Below are 18,957 nucleotides of genomic sequence, written 5' to 3' on the forward strand. Positions count from 1 at the left end.
GAAACTTATGGAAGTGAAAGAAAAGAAACAATTTAAAACGCCTCACACCTATGTGATTATCTTCGCAATTGTGGTGTTGGCTTGGCTATTAACTTTTATGATTCCAGCCGGTAAATACACGACCCAAGAGATGGAATATCAGGGATCACAAGGCAGTACTTTTACTCGGACGGTCCTGATTCAAGATTCTTTCCGTTACATGCATCCCTTGAAAGAGGATGTCTTGCGTCAGAAATTAGGTCAAGTGAGCCAAAATCAAAATTTCCTTAAAGAGAATGAAGTGGATCAAACAGCTTTGGCCGATTTGTTGAACTCTGGAGAAACCCTGACCTTCGCCAATCTGGAGGGGGTCGGTCTGGATGAGGATGAGTTATATCAAACATTTGGTCAAGCAATCTATGATCAAAGTCAAACTTTACATAAGACTGCCAAAGTCTGGGGAACAGAAGATCATTATGGTTTCGGCTTCTTGAACTATATCTTCGAAGGGCTAGTCACGGGAGATCGTTACGGGTCGGCTATCGGTATCGTCGCCCTGTTACTGGTTGTCGGTGGGGCTTTTGGTATTATCATGCGGACTGGCGCGATTGATGCGGGCATCTATGCCTTTGTTCAAAATGCCCAAGGCTATGAATTCATGGCGCTACCCTTAATTTTCTTTATGTTCTCTTTTGCTGGTGCCACTTTTGGTGCTTCAGAGCAAGTCATTCCGTTTGTGATGATTATTGCCCCCTTCTGTGTGGCCATTGGTTATGACTCGCTCACGGCTGTGACCATTACTTTTGCCGCTTCGCAGATTGGCAATGCTTGTTCTTGGATGAGTCCCTTCTCCATTGCGATTGCTCAAGGGATTGCTGGCCTACCTGCTTTATCTGGGGCCGGTTTCCGGATTATTATGTGGATTGTTATTACCAGTCTTTCATGTATGTATACCATGCTTTATGCCAAGAGAATTAAAGCCCATCCAGAAACATCTCTGACTTATGAGTCGGATCATTATTTCCGCAATCATCAAGAAGAAAGTCAAGAATCCACACCTGAATTTTTATTAGCTCATAAAATAATTCTTGCCGAGCTGTTATTAGGTCTAGCTTGGATTGTTTATGGGGTCATGTCGTTAGAATATTCTATTCCCGAATTAGCTTCTCAATTCTTCTTGATGGGACTGGTTACGGGGATTACTGCTTTAATCTTCAAATTAGATAACCTTACAGTCAACGACCTGGCTTTTGCATTTAAAGATGGAATTTCTGACTTAGCGCCAACCGCAGTGGTGGTGGGAATGGCCAAGGGGATCTTATTAGTCCTTGGTGGCGCTGATGCGGGTAGCTTCTCAGCTTTGAACACGATTCTCTATCATGTGGGCAATGCCTTAGGTAACCTTTCATCCCTAGTCGGTGCCTATGCCATGTATCTATTCCAAAGTGTCTTTAATTTAGTCGTCACATCCAACTCGGGTCAAGCTGCCTTAACCATGCCGATTATGGCCCCCTTAGCGGATATTGTTGGCGTCTCTCGCCAAATTGCAGTCTTGGCTTTCCAATTGGGTTCAGGTTTTGTGGATACTTTCACCCCTGTCTCTGCCAGTCTAGTGGGTTGTCTAGCAGCTGCCCGAATCGATTGGAGTCGTTGGGCGAAATTCCAAATTAAGATGCAAGGCGTGCTATTCATCTTAGGTATTATCTTTATATCTATTGCCTATGCTATTAGTTATCAATAAGAGCTAGAAGGAGTAAATCAATGAAATTAATTAAGAATGTCCAAGTTTATGCCCCCCAACCTCAGGGTAAGCAAGATATCTTACTGGCAGGTGGGGAAATCATCGCAATGGCTGATCATTTAGATATCAGTGAGGATGCTTTAGAGCTGGAAATTATTGATGGACAAGGTATGATTGCTTGTCCTGGGTTTATTGATGCGCATTTCCATCTCTTGGGTGGAGGTGGCGAGAATGGCTATCAGAATCGAACTCCCGAAGTTCAATTAACTGACTTGACCCTGGCTGGGGTTACTACGGCTTGTGGACTGTTAGGAACGGATGGTGAGGGTCGTGATGATGTCGCATTAATTGCTAAAGCCCATGCCCTTGATATTGAAGGGATTTCAACTTATGTCTATATCGGTAATTATCGTTTGCCAGTCAAGACAGTTACCGACTCGATTATTAAAGACATGATGGTAATTGATAAAGCAATCGGTATTGGCGAAATTGCCATTGCTGACCACCGTAATGGCGCCCCTACCCTGGAACAATTTACCCATGCGGCTGCGGATGCTCGGGTGGGCGGATTGTTAACTGGGAAAGCTGGAGTAGTGAATATTCATGTAGGACCCGGTCAAAGTAAACTTGATTTAATTTTCCAAGCCTTAGAAACGACGGATATCCCGATTGCGACCTTCTATCCTACCCATATTGGGCGCAGTCAAGAATTAGTAGATGAAGCCTTAAAATTTGCTGAAATGGGTGGAGTCTTTGATGTCACTGGAAGTGAAGATCCAGATCAAACCCAAGCATTAGACGGAGAGATTCCTTTCCGTAAGATTCTTCGTCAAGTCTTAGACAAGGGGCTAAACCCAACTTGTATTACCCTAACTTCAGACGGACAAGGAAGTTTACCTGTCTTCGACGCTGCTGGTAATTTCTTAAGAATCGGCGTCGCTAGTTCGCGGTCACTCTTAATCGGTGTCAAAGAAGCCGTTCAACGAGAAGATATTCCGCTAGAAATCGCCCTACAGACTGTAACGTCCAATGTGGCTCAAATCTTGAAACTCCAAGATAAAGGCAGTCTAAAAGTCGGTTATGATGCTGATATCTTGTTATTGGATCCTGAAAGTTTAGATATTCAGACCGTCATTGCTAAAGGTCAAGTGATGGTAGAGAACGGAGAAGCCATTCGCTTTGGTACTTTTGAGAAAGCTTAATCAATTTGATTAAAAGACTAGACAAGTAAAATATTAAACCAAAACTCGGCCAACTTGGGATCAGCTGACCCTAAGTTGACCGAGTTTGTTATGTCTGGAGAATTTTGCCGAGTCTTATTTTGCCAATTGTGCTTATAATATTAGGAACGACTTGAGGCGTCACTGTGTTTTATTGTAGATAATCGAGTGTGGCCAGAATAAAAGCTTGAACAGCCACGATTAACTGGCTTTCGTCCAGGTCAAATTTAGGATGGTGATGACCGTGAAAGCTCCCTTCAATCAGACCCGGATTAGCCAGAAATAAGAAACAACTTGGGACCACTTGACCATAAAAAGCAAAATCCTCGCCTCCCATTAAAGGCGCTTGGGTTTCAACGATTTGGTCTGAGCCAAGGGTATTGCTTAAGACGGCCACCGTTTCTTCAGTCGCCTCTTGGTCATTTATCAGGACCGGATATTTATAATCATATTGAACTTGACAATCAAGATCGAACATCAGTGCTGTCCCTTGGCCAATTTCTTGTAAACGCTGAGCAATAAATTGTTGCTGTTGGAAATTAATGGTTCGGACAGTCCCTTCCAGAAAGACTGTATCAGGAATAATATTTTGGTTCACGCCACCTTCAATATGGGTGACGGAAATGACCGCGGGTTCAGTCGCTTTCAAATTTCGGCTCTTAATGGTTTGGATGGCAGAAATAATATGATTAGCCGCGATGATGGGGTCATGAGCGTTCTCTGGATAGGCACCATGATAACCACGGCCTCGAATGGTCATACTAAACCGATCCATGGAAGCCATAAAGGGACCGACCTGATAGGATATTTTGCCAGCAGGGATACTCGGATCTAAGTGACCGATATGAAAGCCCAATAGCCGAGTGACTTGAGGAGATTCCAGCACCCCTTGGTCGATCATTGGTTTAGCTCCACCGGGATATTCTTCCCCAGGTTGGAAAATTAACTTAACCTTGCCTGCAAATAAGTGCCGATTTTCTTGGAGAAATTTGGCTACCGTTAATAGAATCGCTGTATGTCCATCGTGGCCACAAGCATGCATACAATGATTGTTGGCAGCAAATGCTAGGCCGGTCGCTTCTTCAATCGGTAGCCCATCCATATCTGCCCGTAACCCCATGACTTTCTGGCTGGCCTCTCCTGCTTTTTGCCCTTCAATTAAGACTGACAAGCCGTTTCCTTGGAGATAATGATCGTCATAAATCAAGCCAAGGTCTGTGAGAACCTGTTTGACGTAAGCACTGGTTTGGGGTAATTCTAAACCCAATTCGGGTATTTGATGTAAATCACGGCGCCAGCGAATCAAGTCTTCTTGATAAGCATCTTTGAGCGCTTGAATATTATGCGGTTCCATTTGTTCACCTTCTATGCGTACGATTGAGTCAATAGTTCGATTAAAGCTGCTGTGGTATGGTGAAGTTCATTAATTTCCAGATATTCTTCGGTGGTATGAACTTGTTGCATACCGACACCAATGATGGCTGCGTTGAAGCCTTGTTCAGCAAAGAAATTCGCATCCGAACCTCCACCAATAATTTGAGCCTCTGCTTGAACACCGACTTTATTATAAGCGTCAATGACTTGATTGACAAAGGTTAGATTATCTTTTGATTGTAAAACTGGATAATCGCACCAATACTCAAAGCTATAATCATTTATAAATTCTTGAATCGTATTTTCGTATTTTTGTAAGATATCTTTTGCTGTTTGATCACTATGCGTCCGAATCTCTCCAGTGAATTGACAACGATCTGGAACAACATTATTCGGGAAATCGGCATCTATTTGTGAGATATTCGCTGTGGTCGTTTGATCAATTCTTAATAAGGGAAGTTTGTTAATAATTTGACTAGCAACCCAAATCGCATTGATTCCCTTCTCTGGCTCGATACCAGCATGGGCTTTCTTACCAATAATCTCAATGGCGAAACGATAACAAGTGGGTGCTTGATAGGCAACTTTATCTGCTTTTCCTGCATTATCCACGACAATAATATTTTTAGCGAGGTCGAAGTGTTGATGGACTTGGTCCCATTGAATATTCTTTGCACCAAGCATTCCCTGTTCCTCACCCGGCGTAAAGATAAAGTATAAATCTCGATGAGGCTGATTATTTTGAACAATATACTCTACTGCTGATAAGATAGCAGCCAGTCCCGCTTTATCATCGCCACCCAAGGTGGTGGTGCCGTTACTGCGCCAAATATCGTCTTCTTTTATTATTTTTAAATTTTGGTTGGGTTGGATAACATCCAAATGTCCGTTGAGGGTAAATCCAGGCCCTTCAAGCTTTCCTGGAATTTTAGCAAATATGACCGGGGTATTCCCGCCATACTTGTCTTCACAATGATCCAAGTAAATCTCGGCCGATAAATTTTCTAAAAATTGAATAATATAATCCGCCATCTTGTTTTCTTGTTTACTTGGTGAATGGATTAGTAACATTTCTTCTAGGATTTCTAAAGTTCTTTCTTTAATCATCATTGACCTCCTATAATTGACCTTTAAGCATTTGTTTACGAGCAAATAATATTGAAGTAAAGACCGATGTCAAAGTAATAATGAATGATGGATTTCCAGGAATGAAAGAAACGATAAATATCATGATTAAGGAAATCGCCAAAGCAAAAATTCCAGTTGCATAAGATTTTACAAGGAATTGTCCGAAAATTCCCCCATAAATACCAGGAATAATTAATTCAAAATATTTTGCGATATTAGCAGGTAAAGTCGTGATGACAGTTTGCCCTAGAATCGTCGCAAAGATTACGAAGAATACTGCCACATAAATTGAAACAGCTAAACCGATCGTTCCCATCAGAGCGCCTTCATCAGTACCCTCTTTGTAACCTGAGGCCTCAGTCGCCACAGCTGCCGCCGGTATCTTCATATTCACACCATTACCGGACAGCATATTCATATATAATCCAGAAGTCCCTACGATTGGAAAATAAGAAATTGGCTCACTAATATAAAAAGCGCCAGAAACAGACATTTGTGAAATAGCTCCAGCGATAATGGCAGAGATCCCCGGATTGTAGCCCCAAACAAAGGTCATTAAGCAAGGGGGTAATAACACTGCAATAATCCCTAGGATCATCGTTAGCCGACCAAAACCAACGATACTTTTTGTGAATTTTTCATAAGCTGACATTGTTCCTTACCTCCTTATACAAATAACATACCGATTAAGGCACCAGTAAACATAGAAATGGTCAATGACCATGATTTGACCCATTCATATTTATTGCCAAGTTTCTGACAGAGTACCATAATAATCAATGCCGAAATACTGGCCACCGCGTGCGAGGGGTTTACTTGAAATTTAACGACATTGTTCATCACAAAATAAGCGAAGGACCCTAACATGGCACCGACACTTACCGCTGGAAGTAAGGCCTTCCGTCCACCGGTCATCAAATCATTAATAACATGCATTCTATGAGCGAATAGAAAAGTTACAATCAGCCAAGGAATCACTCCTAAAGCTGGTGTCCATAAGGCATTCGCATAAACCTCAGGACTCATTACCGGAGCCAGTTCTCCTCCTGCAGCTTGGGCTCCAAAAGTGGCGGCCATTGTTTCATAGTTGGTTCCACCGATAATACTCATCCGTAAAGCAGAGACTGGAGCACCCAACGATACGATTAATGAGAGAATACTCCCCACAATTCCCAGCGCTGGACCGATACTGGCAATCGCGGAAACTTTGATACCTTTATGAACGCGTTCCTGATCCATCGCTAAATCTTTGGTAGCTTTTAGAGCCTTTCGTATAATATAAGTCCCCTGAACAAGTACCAATATAATCCCAAAAGCGCTCACCACATACATCAAGGGGTGATTCGCTAAATGTATATGTCCTTCCATCCCATGACCTCCTTATATTTTAATGCAATTATTATCTTCGCCCAGGTCAGTTATATGATACACTTAAAGAAACCTTAGACTTAAGATAACGCTTACATTTCAACTTAAAGATATCATATTCCCAGATTGAAACCTAATAGTTATTTGTGATAGGGCCTATCATCATTTCTGATTACTGACTTTGTTTGGAGGAGTTTGGCTTATGGATATTCAACAGATTAAATATATTTTGGAAATCGCTCGGACCGGTTCGATTAGTAAGGCTTCCGAGAATCTTTTTGTCTCTCAACCCCATCTCAGTGCCAATCTCAAGAAAATAGAAGATGAATTGGGGATCAATATCTTCGAACGGACCCACCGCGGTGTCTTAGCGACCAAAGAAGGCCAGAATTTCTTGAAAGATGCCCAGTCCTTGGTTAAGAGTTTTAATCATTTGGAAATGAAATATGCTTTCAATAACAAACAAATCCAAAGTTTATCAATTTCTGCTCGCCGTTCTTCCTATTTAACGCTAGCTATTTCAAAGTATATTAATCAAATGCTGCTGGAACAAGAACATCTCCTGGTTAAATATTCAGAATGTACTAATTGCCAAGTGATTGAGAATGTGAATAATGGCAATGCAGATGTAGGTATTATTCGTTTCAGTAGTGAATACCGTGACCATTTCGAACACCAACTTCATTCACGCTATATCCATTGGCGGAAGATCTATCAAACTTCCTATGTGGTCCTGATGGAACAAACCCATCCCCTAGCCCATCATCGAATTTTGAATTATGAAGATCTTATTCAATTTACTGAAGTCGTCCATGGCGATTTTGAAGATAATTTATTCTTAAATGAATTCTCAGAATCTCGCTTAGGTCTAGCCAGTAAGCAAAAAATTTATGTCTATGAACGGTCCTCGCTTTTAGATTTTATTGCCAATGTGCAAGGATCTTATGCCTGGACAACAGCGACCCATCCTCGGACCTTAGACATGTATCATCTGGTCGAACGACCAGTCAACTCAATCCAAAGTGAGTGCCTAGATTACATTATCTACAAGAAAGACCATGTGAGTCCGGAATTATTGGGGCAGTTAGGTCAAGTCATTGATTTAACCATTGAAGACCTTATGTCGCTGCAATAATCAGGTAAAGCACTGTAGACATAAGCTCCCCTAGTCATCCAAAAAAGACCCAAATCCTCCAGCCGTGCTTGACTTTGGCTGAGTGCTAGGATTTGGGTCTTTATCATGTCACTTGATCATTTACTTAATCATCTTTAGTCTTCTTCTATTAAGTCGAAGATTAGCCCTTGATATTCATTAATTGCTGAGAAATTCTTATCCATCACAGTCATATCAAGTTTTACTGATTTTCCTTCGTACATTTCATAGTCATCTTTTGATAAAGCAAAGACGAAGTAACCCGTCGCAGAGTCGCCTTTTTCTAAGACGGTATCATGTGGAACAGTTTCAGGTTGTAACATCCGTTCATTCTTATATTGAACACTTTCATTAAAGATGAGATTAGCATAGCCACTATTGAAAGCTACCGCATTTTCATCTTTGTCACTGTTATTCTCAATAGTATATTTGATCGTGTATAAAATCACGCCATCTTTAAAACCTTCATAACTTGGAGCATTTTCTTCATTTGGTTCAAATTCAGCAATTTGATAACCGTCAATAGTAATATCGATATCTTCCAAAGTTTGAGAATCAATATCTGTTTCTTCTTCAAGCAAGGTCTTGCTACCTAAGTTATCTTCGACAACCTTATCTGGATAAAGGTCACCACTAGCTTCAGCCTTATCTTCACCTTCTTCACTGATCGGTAAGACAACTAAATCCTTCGGATTAATCCGATCACTCGCCGAAGGTTCACCGTCCCCTAAGTTAATAAAGGTAGGTTCATAATTAATTTCTCCATTTTTAAGCGCTTGGTCAAGAGCTTCTTCAGTCAGGGTCACCATCTCATATCCGGTTACTTCTTCGCCAGCCTCGATGACGTTCTTATTCTCTACAATTTGTTTGTTAAATTCATTCTCTTCTGGGATTAATTGACTGGTATGGCCCCAGAAACGGTCAGTGTTAGACACTTCATAATTTTGTGAGAGACCGATGGTAATGGGTTCATCAGTATCATTCTTGATGGTGGTTTGAACAGCGAGCACCCCACCACGTTCACGGTTCTTGTCGAAGACCACGTCCCAATCACGTGAAACTTCTTTTAATTCATATAATTTATAGCCTGTAATTTCATAAGTAATATCTTCTTCATCAAATATAGTAATTGGCTCATCCATTTCATATAATTCTTCAATATCGGCAGCCTGAGTAGACTCTTCTAAGGCATCTTCAACATCATCGAACTTAAAATCTTCGGCAGCAATGACTGGATTGACTAACGAACCTCCTAGGACTATAGTAGCAGCGAGCAAAGTCAGAAATCTTTTCATTATTCATCCTCCTAAATTTGATAGTTTAATAATAGCGGATTCATTTCCTGAATTGCAAGCAATCCACTCAACAAAAAAAGAGCCTGCTTAAGGCTCAGATAAATTAATTTTGGCAGAAGATAATTTCTTCTTCGGTCATTTTCTCAATTCTGGCTTGGCTATATATTTCATAACCACGCTCACGGTAAAGTTGGCCCCCAGGTTGGAAGGCTTTCTCAATGGCAATACCAATCCCGGCCACTTGGGCACCAGCTTGATCACATAGATCGATTAAGCCTCCTAAGGCTTGTCCCATTGCCAGAAAATCATCAATAATTAAGACTCGGTCACTCTGGTTAAGGAAGCTTTTTTGGACCCGAATATCATAGGTCTTTTGTTTGGTATAAGAAGTAATGGTGGATTGATATACATCATCACCCAAGGTTAGCGATTGAGATTTCTTCGCAAAGACTACTGGCACATTGAAATAAGTCGCTGCTGCAAAGGCTAAAGCAATCCCGGACACTTCCAGGGTTAAGATTTTGTTAATCTGCTGGTCTTTGAAATGTTGGTAGAAATCTTCGCCCATTTGCATAAATAATTGCGGGTCAATCTGATGGTTAATGAAATTATCCACTTTTAAGACTTCCCCGGGTAAGAGGGTTCCTTCACGGCGGATACGGTCTTCTAGAATTTTCATTGGCTTACTCCTTTATCTCTAAGATATAGTCAGCAATATCAGCAAGTGAATCTGCCTCATATTGAACAGTAAATTGGTCTGGCTTGGCGAGATGATGTTCATTAAACCAGCAAGCCGCCATCTGAACATTATTGGCGGCCAGAATATCTGAACTTAATTTGTCACCCACCATAATCGCTTGGTCTTTCTGAAAGTCTTTAATTCTGGGGAATATATATTCAAAAAATCTGGAATCTGGCTTATTAAATCCAATCGTCTCCGAAATAAAAACATCTTCAAAGTAAGTTTCAATTCGAGTTTGATTTAAGCGATAGCGTTGGGTATTGCCAATCCCATTACTCGCGGCAAAGAGACGACAACCCGCTCGACTCAACTGATCCAATAATGCTAAGGCCCCATCTTTTAATTGGGTCGATTCGGCTAAATAGTCGCGAAAGCGATCATCCCAAGACGGACCTGGTTCAATTTCCAGCTGATATTGCTTGAAGAAGTTAGGAAAGCGCGTGGCCATGAGTTCATTTTTACTCAATTGACCTAATTCAATCGCCTGCCAGAGCTGAGCATTATAGTCTTCATAATGTTGATAAATAGCCGGCGTCACTTGAAAATTCAAATCACTAGCCAGTTTATGAAAGGCATAATACTCACTCCGTTTAAAGTCAAACAAGGTATCATCGAGATCAAGAAAAACAAATTGGTACATGCTTCACCCACTTCTGTATTACATAATGGATTTATTATAGCAGACAATTGCCATAGGGATAAGGATTTTTCATATTTTATTCATTATAAGGCGCTTTTGCCCCCAAAAAGCGAAATATTTAGATCACAAAAAAACTTGGACCTCAATCCAAGTAATAAATCTTCTGACCAATATCCTGTCCATAGACCGATTGGTAAGGTTGAATATATTGTTGATAATGAATGATGGGTTGATTGGACATTAACTCTAGCCGAGTATCGAAATATTGAATCGTCTGATCACAGAAATAGAATTGGTGGCGTTCATAGAACTCGCGACGACGCTGACGAATCTGCCAATCTGGTGACTGAATTAAAGTTTGTTCAATCTCAAGAACGATTTGATGATTGGGGAAGCTAGCGTGCAACCAAGTGATAGCCCAACCGCCAATATTTTGTCCCCGGTAATTAGGATCAATGGCTAAATATTCCAAAATCAGGGTCTCATGATTAAATAAGGTTACCATTAAACCCATAAAAACATTGTCTTGATTACGAATAATATATATTTCTGAATGTCCTGATGCCTGATGTTGATATAGCATCGGGATGGGTTTCCTTTCTTCTATCGGAAAGGCAGAAAGATATAACGCTTCAAAGGCTGGCGCAAAGACAGATTGAGCACCAGCTAATCGATCAATAAACATAGATGCCTCCTAAGACTGACCCAGTAAATTCGAAAAGATAGAGAATAGATTATTAATTCCAGCCATATATAAAAAAGTGGTTAAAGGTTTGAAAATCAACTGAATTTGGGTAAAGCGAGCCAAAGACATCGGGCTCAGCCCCACTAACATCGAGAACAGATCATCAGGTAAGCCTGGCACAACATAGACAATCGCCAAGAAACAGCCCAAAGATTTCTTCTCTAGATACTCAATATACTTATTAATCGTCTCTTTGTCAAAAAAAGCAAAAAGAATCGGTTTGCCAAATTTACGCGCTAATAAGAAAAGCACCGTAGAACCGAGTAAGTTAGCCCCAAAGGCAATGGTAAACCCCCAAAAGGGGCCGAAAACCGAATAGCCCACCACATTGCCGAGGCCACCTGGAATAATGGGATAGACTGTATTAAAGAATGACAGGAAGAAATAAACCAAGGGTCCCCAGCCTTTATGTTGCCGTAAGAAGCGCTCGAATACTTCGGGGCGATTAAATAAATTATGACGAATAAGATAGGTAAATAGACCTATCGTTAAAATCAGTCCGGCTAAAGCAATCCACTTGACCATGCACTTGTGCCTGAGGAAGAATTTAAGATATTTCTCCTCCTGAGCCTGGCTATTGACTGCGAAACATCTTTGCTTTTGCATGGTGTCTTCTTTCATCATCGTGAGCCCCCTAACATCTTCATATATTCAGTTTATAAGATTATAAATAAATAATCAATCAGACTTAGGACTGAGCTCTAGAATGCCAAAAACTCGTTGGCCCAGCAAGATTCATTGCTGTCAGCCAACGAGTTTAAACTTAATATAGTGGGCATGGCGATTCAAACAAACTTACTTCGATGATTCCCAAGATCTAAAATGCGAAACGACTAGTCACCCGTTGATAAATTGGGCTGACAATCAATGGCGTTAATACCCCACTGACCAAGGCTTCAGGAACCCCATTAGTTCCCACAATCGCCAATAAAGTACTAAATAATACATTGACATCAATGCTTAAGGCAGAGGCATAAGTTTCGGCAGCGAACAGATAGATTGCCCCCAGGAACAAAATAGTATTCAGAATGGACCCTAGGGCACCCGCAACGGCGGCACTTAAGGCCACAGGCATTTTCTTGTTCAATTGGATAAAGACATAGCTCGCAATAAGACCTACCAGAATTCGCGGTAAGACTGAAATTAAGGGGTTCATAATGACAGGAGTTAATATATTTGGCGTCAAGATGGACCGTAATAAACTTAAAATTCCCCAAACAGCTCCCAAGGTTACTCCCATTTTAATGCCAAAAAAGATCCCACCAATAATTACTGTCACCTGGACAATTGTGGCATGAAGCGGACCAATAGGAATATAACCTAGCCCAGGAACGAACGATTGAATAATTAAGATGGCAACGAATAAGGCAAGTATCGTCATCTTTTGTGTTTCTTTATGACCATATTTTGTAGACATGATATCCTCCAAACATTCTAATACTTTGATATTGTTTTCGATTATATACCTAAAGATGGGCTATGTAAAGGCTTTTATCTGAATCCCTTCTTAGAAAAAGTGAATACCTATTAAGCTTATCTAATAAAGTTAAGAATCTGGACAAAGTGGATTAAATTTAACTAAAACTATGATAAAATATCTTCTAATAATGATGCGTAAGCAAGAAAGGATTATTAAGATGTGTGTCGTAAGCTTTAATATCAATCCTCAAGCGGACTACCCTTTCGTCTTTATTGGAAATCGCGATGAATTCTATCAACGAGAGAGTCAACCCATTCACCAATGGCCGGATGTTCCCCATATTTATGCTGGCCGTGATACCGAGCAATGGGGAACATGGTTAGGCGTGACCCCAGGAGGATATTTCGCCACGATTCTCAATGATCCGAATCGACCTCAAGGCATAGTGGATCAACCACAAAGTCGAGGAAACCTGGTGCGAAACTTCCTAGAAAAAGAAGCTGATTTAGATGAATATTTAACCGAATTGCGTCGTCAACGCCATAATTATCAAGGCTTTTTTCTGATTTTTGGCAATTTTGATCGGATGTACTTCTATTCCAACGTTCAGGATCGAGTGGTTGTACTCAGCCAAGGGCTGCATGTCTTCTCTAATACTGAAGATGATATGTCTAATTTCAGAACTTATCAAGCTAAGAGAATTCTATTAGAACATTTAAATTCTGCAGCAAGCACTGGCTTTAATCATGAAACTTGTCTATTGGATTTCCATAATACGGAACGTCATCCTAATTTTAAAACCCATCCGAAACGATTTAGCTATCAACGGGCCTATCAAGCTTCTTCCCTATTTATCGAGGATGATCGCTTTGGAACGGTGGGGACAACGATGATTACTGTCGACCAACACGGACAGGTTCAGATGACTGAACGACGATATACTCCACAAGGGGTTAAAGATCAACATCATTTAAGTTTTCAGACAACAATTAGAAAGGTCTAGTCGATGAAACATAAAACAAACAACACTTATCTCTTAATTGGTTCCTTACTCTTTGGCCTATTTTTTGGGGCAGGCAATTTAATTTTCCCGGTGACTCTAGGTCAGGAAGCTGGAGAAAATGTCTGGCTGACTAATCTAGGCTTTTTGATTACCGGAATTGGTTTGCCGCTTTTGGGGATTATTGCCATGGCAGTGTCCAATGTCGAATCGGTCTTTCAACTCGCCAATCAAGTTAACCGCCGATTCGCCTATGCTTTTACGGTCTTATTATATTTAGTCATCGGTCCTTTCTTTGCGATTCCTCGCTTGGCAACGACCTCTTATGAGATTGCAGTGGCTCCTTTTGTTAGTCCAGCTGCAAATAAAATAGTATTAGCAATATATTCAATTGTATTCTTCCTATTAGCTTGGCTTGCTGCTCGTAAACCAAAAAATCTCTTAACGATTATAGGCAAAGTCCTTACTCCAACCTTGTTAATTTTATTGTGTAGTTTATTTATTTTTAATTTTATCAATCCCTTAGCTGATATTTCTCAAGTAGCGGTCCAAGGACCCTATCAAAGTCAACCAATCACAGTAGGATTTATAGAAGGTTACAATACACTCGATGCTTTGGCTGCCCTGGCCTTCGGAATTATTGTCGTTCATAGTCTACAAGAATTAGGCATCCACGATAAAGTTACCATGACACGCGATATTATTATTTCCGGTTTAATCGGTGTGGGTTTAATGGGGGTTATATATACCTTATTAGCCCGTTTAGGTGCAGAAAGTATGGCTTTGGTCGATCAACCGAGTACCAATGGTGGACAAGCTTTAGCTATGATTGCTCAATACTATTTAGGCGATATCGGCCTTCTCTTACTCGGCTTGACCGTTCTGATTGCTTGTTTTAAAACCAGTATCGGTTTATTAACCGCATTTTCTGAAACCTTTGTCGATATGTTTCCGCGTCTTTCATATGCGTCTTGTCTTTTAATCGCAACGATCCTGCCGACGCTCTTTTCTAATTTTGGTTTGAATATGATTATTTCCCTATCACTGCCGGTATTAATGTTTATCTATCCGCTGGCAATTGTCCTGATTCTGTTAAGTATTATTTCTGCTTTTCTGCCTCTCAATCATTTAGTATTTCAATGGGCCATGGTCTTGACCGGTTTAGCAGCGATCTTCGATAGTTTGAAAGTGATGGAATTTTCTTGGTTACTTGCTAATCCACTTTATCAATCCTTGTTGTCCTTTGCTGAACAATTTCTCCCATTCTATAATCTCGGACTTGGCTGGACTTTACCCGCTCTACTTGGAATCTTATTAGGTCTCATCTTTAGTCGAAAGCATGGTTAAATCCTGAGCCTGGTTTATCTTTGTTCGAAAAAATGGTATAATTTAGAATGATTATATTTAAGGAAGTGACTTATGAAACTGGCAATCGTAGGAATGGGAATTTCCGGTTCTTCGGTTTTGAAGCATTTATATGATTTGAATGCCTTAACCGAAGAAGATCAAGTAGACGTTTATGAACCTAGAGACCAAATTGCTGTTGGTTTTGCTTATCAGTCTGATGATTTGTTGTTATTAATGAATTCATATTCTAGACGCTTGAGTCTTAATGAAGCGAATCCTGATGAGTTTATGGAATGGTTGGCAACTCATCACCCAGAATATGTTAAAGATGATTTCGTCCCCCGTCCAATCTTTGGTCAATATGTCAATGAAAAGTATCGTCCATACTTAGATCAAGAAGCAGTGACCTGGTATCATCAAGAAGTTAAACAGATTAGAATCAATGATGATAACCACTTCATGCTATACACCGATCAACAAGCCCAAGGTCAAGAGTATGACTGGGTCTTCCTGACCATCGGTCATCCACCTTACGCCGACCACTATAACTTATTAGGTCATAAGCATTATATTCATAACCCGTATCCAGTCAGCCAAACGTTGAATCAAATTGATCCGAGTCATAAAGTCGGTATCATTGGCTCTTCACTCACTGGGATTGACATCATGCATTATTTGCAAGAACACTATCATTTCGATCATCCGGTGCGTTTCTTTATTCGTTACTCCCCTTTTACCAATGTGAAGAGTCGGCTGTATCCCGATCCCATTGTCTTGTCGATTGATGAGCAATGGATATCCGAACAAAAGGAACGTCATCAAGGACAAATTCCTTTAAAGGTTATTTTTGACCAAATTCAAGCTGATATGGTTCAGAATCAGGTAGATTTATTGGCTTCTGTCGAGAAGTATCAGAATGGATCGGTTCAAGATGTTCGTTATCAAATTCAACAAAAACCGATTGATTTACAAATTATGCAAAGATATGTGGGCCTACTGACCGCCTACTTACCGGATTTAAACATGGCTTTAAGTCCAGCTGACCGTCAATTATTCCATCAGAAGTACAAACGTCTCTTTGAACATTATCGTACACAATTCCCTGACAGTAAGATGTCCCTAATTTTGAAATGGTTTGATCAAGGTCGACTGCAAATCATTAGTCATATCGATCAAATTCAACCAACGGATACTGGTCAATTTCAAATTACTACTCGAGATGGTTTGCAATACCGTATGGATACGGTCATAAATGCGACTGGCTTTGAACAGAATTTAGTTAAAGCTGGTCAACAAGTCCCTTTAATAAAGGATCTTCTAGAGCAAGAAATTATTATGCAGAATCCCTTAGGCGGCATCCAAATTACTTGGCCAGGTGCTCATCCAATCAGTCCACGTTATGGCGAAATTCGCCAGATGTCCCTTTCTGGTTTGGTAATTCATCAGACCCAATTTGGCAATAATAACGCCCAAATGACTGCCCGTCATGGAAAGAATATGGTCTTGGATTATATTCAAGCCCAAAATAATTAACTTCTATCAATACAAAATTCTGGTTAAATAAAGACTGAGGGTCTCTCATATTCAGTAACAACCTATTATCGCTAACTTTAATCAGGGTTGATAAGCTGAGTGAAAATGTCCCCCTAAAATAGCGCCAAAGATTCAACACTAGGGAGTCATTAGAATAGACCCTTCAGTCTTTTTATCTTCTTTTCTATATATTTCTAAATTGAAGCAACGCCACATGATAACATAAACTTAGGGTTATAATAAGCAAAACTCATCATTTAATGCGACATATTGTAAGCAAAGTGCTTGATTATTTAAAAATATGAGGTATTATTAGTCTAGTTGTTTTTGACCAAGGTATTGGTTTGTGGAAAGGAAGAATAAACAAATGTATCAAAAACCTGAATTAAATTTGTTAGAAGAATATGGTCTATTTATTAATGGGGAGTTTGTACCAGCAGAAGCTGGCAAAACACGTGAATCAACTTCTCCAAGTGATGGATCCGTTCTCGCTCGTTTCGCTGAAGCCAGTGAACAAGACGTTGATAAAGCGGTCAAAGCGGCTCAAGCTGCCTTTGAATCCTACAAGAAATATACTAAACAAGAACGGGCTGACTTATTAAACAAAATTGCTGATGTGATTGATCAAAATGCGGATCACTTAGCCTTGGTTGAAACCATGGATAATGGTAAGCCAATTCGTGAAACTTCAGCCATCGATATTCCTCTAGCAGCAGAACACTTTAGATATTTTGCCGGAGTCATTTTAGCTGAAGAAGGCACTGTCAATCAAATCGGAAATAATATTATTTCCATCGTTCAAAGAGAACCTCTTGGTGTGGTCGGTCAAATTATTCCATGGAACTTCCCATTCTTAATGGCTGCCTGGAAATTGGCCCCTGCCTTGGCTGCTGGTGATACGGTCGTTATTAAGCCATCTAGTTCAACTTCCCTATCTATTCTTGAATTGATGCGCTTAAGTCAAGATATCATTCCTGCTGGTGTGGTCAATGTGGTAACCGGTTCAGGTTCTAAGGCTGGTGAATATGTCTTGGCTCACCCTGACTTTACTAAACTTGCTTTTACTGGATCCACCGAAGTTGGATATCATGTGGCAATAAAAGCGGCTGAGAAATTAATCCCAGCAACCTTAGAACTTGGTGGTAAATCGGCTAATATCTTCTTCGAGGATGTAGATTTTGATAAAGCCATGGATAGCTTATTACTGGGTATCCTCTTCAATCAAGGTCAAGTATGCTGTGCGGGTTCACGTGCTTTCGTACAAGAAAGTATCTATGATAAATTCGTTGAACGGGCTAAAGAAGTCTTTGGTAAAGTCGTGGTAGGTGTGCCATGGGATCCTGCAACTCAACTTGGAGCCCAAATCAATAAGAACCAATGTGAAAAAGTACTTTCATATATTGAAATTGCTAAAGAAGAAGGAGCAACCATCGCTGCGGGTGGCCATCGTCTAACTACTGACGCACTTGAAAATGGAGTCTATACTGAACCAACTCTTATAACTGGAGTAACTAATGATATGCGGGTGGCTCAAGAAGAAATCTTTGGTCCAGTAGTTGTGGTCATTCCATTTAAGGATGAAGAAGAAGTCATTGCTTATGCCAATGATTCTGAGTACGGTCTTGGTGGTGGGGTTCATACCAAGGATATTTCTCGAGCTCTACGAGTGGCTCAAGCTATGGAAACTGGGCGTGTTTGGATTAATACTTATAATAATGTGGCAGAAGGTGCGCCATTTGGTGGCTACAAGAAATCCGGTATCGGCCGTGAAACCCATAAACTTGCCCTAGATGCCTATTCACAAGTTAAAAATATTATGATTGATATTTCTGATCAAACAACTGGTTTGTATAATTTATAAGATCAATAAAACTCAGCAAAAGATCTAAGCAATTATTGCTTAGGTCTTTTTTGCATGGACTTGTACCCCTTGGGCATCGTCTTCCGCTTATTATCATAAGCTCCAGACTTACTTTACGACTCATTCCTTAAAAGCCTAAGGCTTCAAGGGAATGATGTGGGTAAAGTATGCTAGTCCTAGGGGTATTGATCTATGCAGAGACCTATGCTTTTCTCTTTTTTATTACACCGGTCTATATCTAGTCCTATTTATGTTTTTATTAGATGAACGAAATAACTTGAGACCGTCCCTTAAAACACCTGTGTTTTTCCGAACTAGATTCCCTAGACATTGCCTAAGCCATGAATGGTTAAGGCATTGTAAGCTACGTGGATCTTCTTCTTTCTTGCGATAGACACTGATTCGTTTTTT

At 40.3% G+C, this 18,957-nt stretch carries 17 protein-coding genes; 7 read left to right on the forward strand and 10 right to left on the reverse strand.

Annotated features, from left to right (window positions below; translation table 11 throughout):
* The first annotated feature begins 7 nt into the window (after window positions 1-7).
* Complete coding sequence (yfcC, locus tag BMX34_RS01060) at window positions 8-1,720, forward strand: putative basic amino acid antiporter YfcC (protein ID WP_092569899.1); 1,713 nt, start codon at window positions 8-10, stop codon at window positions 1,718-1,720.
* Between the two features lie 20 nt (window positions 1,721-1,740).
* A complete protein-coding gene (gene iadA / locus BMX34_RS01065) occupies window positions 1,741-2,922 on the forward strand; it encodes a beta-aspartyl-peptidase (RefSeq protein ID WP_092569901.1) in 1,182 nt (393 codons plus the stop codon).
* A 169-nt stretch (window positions 2,923-3,091) separates the two neighbouring features.
* Here iadA and BMX34_RS01070 read toward each other — a convergent pair whose 3' ends face one another.
* From BMX34_RS01070 to BMX34_RS01085, 4 genes are read right to left on the reverse strand one after another with little or no spacing between them, the layout of a single operon-like run.
* Complete coding sequence (locus BMX34_RS01070; protein ID WP_092569903.1) at window positions 3,092-4,294, reverse strand: M20 metallopeptidase family protein; 1,203 nt, start codon at window positions 4,292-4,294, stop codon at window positions 3,092-3,094.
* A gap of 11 nt (window positions 4,295-4,305) precedes the next feature.
* Window positions 4,306-5,421, reverse strand: a complete 1,116-nt coding sequence (locus tag BMX34_RS01075) for a M20/M25/M40 family metallo-hydrolase (RefSeq protein WP_234971650.1) — start codon at window positions 5,419-5,421, stop codon at window positions 4,306-4,308.
* Window positions 5,422-5,431: 10 nt separating this feature from the next.
* Window positions 5,432-6,094 (reverse strand): hypothetical protein, encoded by a 663-nt coding sequence (locus BMX34_RS01080; protein ID WP_092569907.1) that lies wholly within the window; start codon window positions 6,092-6,094, stop codon window positions 5,432-5,434.
* Window positions 6,095-6,108: 14 nt separating this feature from the next.
* Complete coding sequence (locus tag BMX34_RS01085; RefSeq protein ID WP_092569909.1) at window positions 6,109-6,810, reverse strand: DUF5058 family protein; 702 nt, start codon at window positions 6,808-6,810, stop codon at window positions 6,109-6,111.
* 202 nt (window positions 6,811-7,012) lie between these two features.
* On the opposite strand from BMX34_RS01085, the gene BMX34_RS01090 reads away from it, so the two are divergent.
* Entirely contained in the window at window positions 7,013-7,945 is a 933-nt protein-coding gene (locus BMX34_RS01090) for a LysR family transcriptional regulator (protein ID WP_092569911.1), read from the forward strand.
* A 134-nt stretch (window positions 7,946-8,079) separates the two neighbouring features.
* On the opposite strand, the gene BMX34_RS01095 is transcribed toward BMX34_RS01090, so the two are convergent.
* The 6 genes from BMX34_RS01095 to BMX34_RS01120 all read right to left on the reverse strand — a co-directional run bounded on the left by BMX34_RS01095 (window position 8,080) and on the right by BMX34_RS01120 (window position 12,802).
* Window positions 8,080-9,258 (reverse strand): hypothetical protein, encoded by a 1,179-nt coding sequence (locus BMX34_RS01095; RefSeq protein ID WP_092569913.1) that lies wholly within the window; start codon window positions 9,256-9,258, stop codon window positions 8,080-8,082.
* 103 nt (window positions 9,259-9,361) lie between these two features.
* Window positions 9,362-9,937 (reverse strand): xanthine phosphoribosyltransferase, encoded by a 576-nt coding sequence (locus BMX34_RS01100; protein ID WP_092569915.1) that lies wholly within the window; start codon window positions 9,935-9,937, stop codon window positions 9,362-9,364.
* Window positions 9,938-9,941: 4 nt separating this feature from the next.
* Window positions 9,942-10,640 (reverse strand): YjjG family noncanonical pyrimidine nucleotidase, encoded by a 699-nt coding sequence (locus BMX34_RS01105; RefSeq protein WP_092569918.1) that lies wholly within the window; start codon window positions 10,638-10,640, stop codon window positions 9,942-9,944.
* 142 nt (window positions 10,641-10,782) lie between these two features.
* Window positions 10,783-11,325, reverse strand: a complete 543-nt coding sequence (locus BMX34_RS01110; RefSeq protein ID WP_092569920.1) for a GNAT family N-acetyltransferase — start codon at window positions 11,323-11,325, stop codon at window positions 10,783-10,785.
* 9 nt (window positions 11,326-11,334) lie between these two features.
* A complete protein-coding gene (locus tag BMX34_RS01115) occupies window positions 11,335-12,009 on the reverse strand; it encodes a TVP38/TMEM64 family protein (protein ID WP_092569922.1) in 675 nt (224 codons plus the stop codon).
* A gap of 193 nt (window positions 12,010-12,202) precedes the next feature.
* Window positions 12,203-12,802, reverse strand: a complete 600-nt coding sequence (locus BMX34_RS01120; RefSeq protein WP_092569924.1) for an ECF transporter S component — start codon at window positions 12,800-12,802, stop codon at window positions 12,203-12,205.
* 220 nt (window positions 12,803-13,022) lie between these two features.
* Between BMX34_RS01120 and BMX34_RS01125 the strand changes: the two genes are divergently transcribed.
* The 4 genes from BMX34_RS01125 (at window position 13,023) to BMX34_RS01140 (ending at window position 18,546) form a co-directional block, all read left to right on the forward strand.
* Window positions 13,023-13,808, forward strand: a complete 786-nt coding sequence (locus tag BMX34_RS01125) for an NRDE family protein (RefSeq protein WP_159428810.1) — start codon at window positions 13,023-13,025, stop codon at window positions 13,806-13,808.
* 3 nt (window positions 13,809-13,811) lie between these two features.
* On the forward strand, window positions 13,812-15,152 hold the full coding sequence (gene brnQ, locus BMX34_RS01130) for a branched-chain amino acid transport system II carrier protein (protein WP_092569928.1): 1,341 nt from the start codon (window positions 13,812-13,814) through the stop codon (window positions 15,150-15,152).
* 72 nt (window positions 15,153-15,224) lie between these two features.
* A complete protein-coding gene (locus BMX34_RS01135) occupies window positions 15,225-16,685 on the forward strand; it encodes an FAD/NAD(P)-binding protein (RefSeq protein ID WP_092569930.1) in 1,461 nt (486 codons plus the stop codon).
* Between the two features lie 367 nt (window positions 16,686-17,052).
* Entirely contained in the window at window positions 17,053-18,546 is a 1,494-nt protein-coding gene (locus BMX34_RS01140) for an aldehyde dehydrogenase family protein (protein ID WP_092569933.1), read from the forward strand.
* Window positions 18,547-18,957 lie beyond the last annotated feature (411 nt).

The organism is Ignavigranum ruoffiae, assembly GCF_900110675.1.
GTDB classification, from domain to species: domain Bacteria; phylum Bacillota; class Bacilli; order Lactobacillales; family Aerococcaceae; genus Ignavigranum; species Ignavigranum ruoffiae.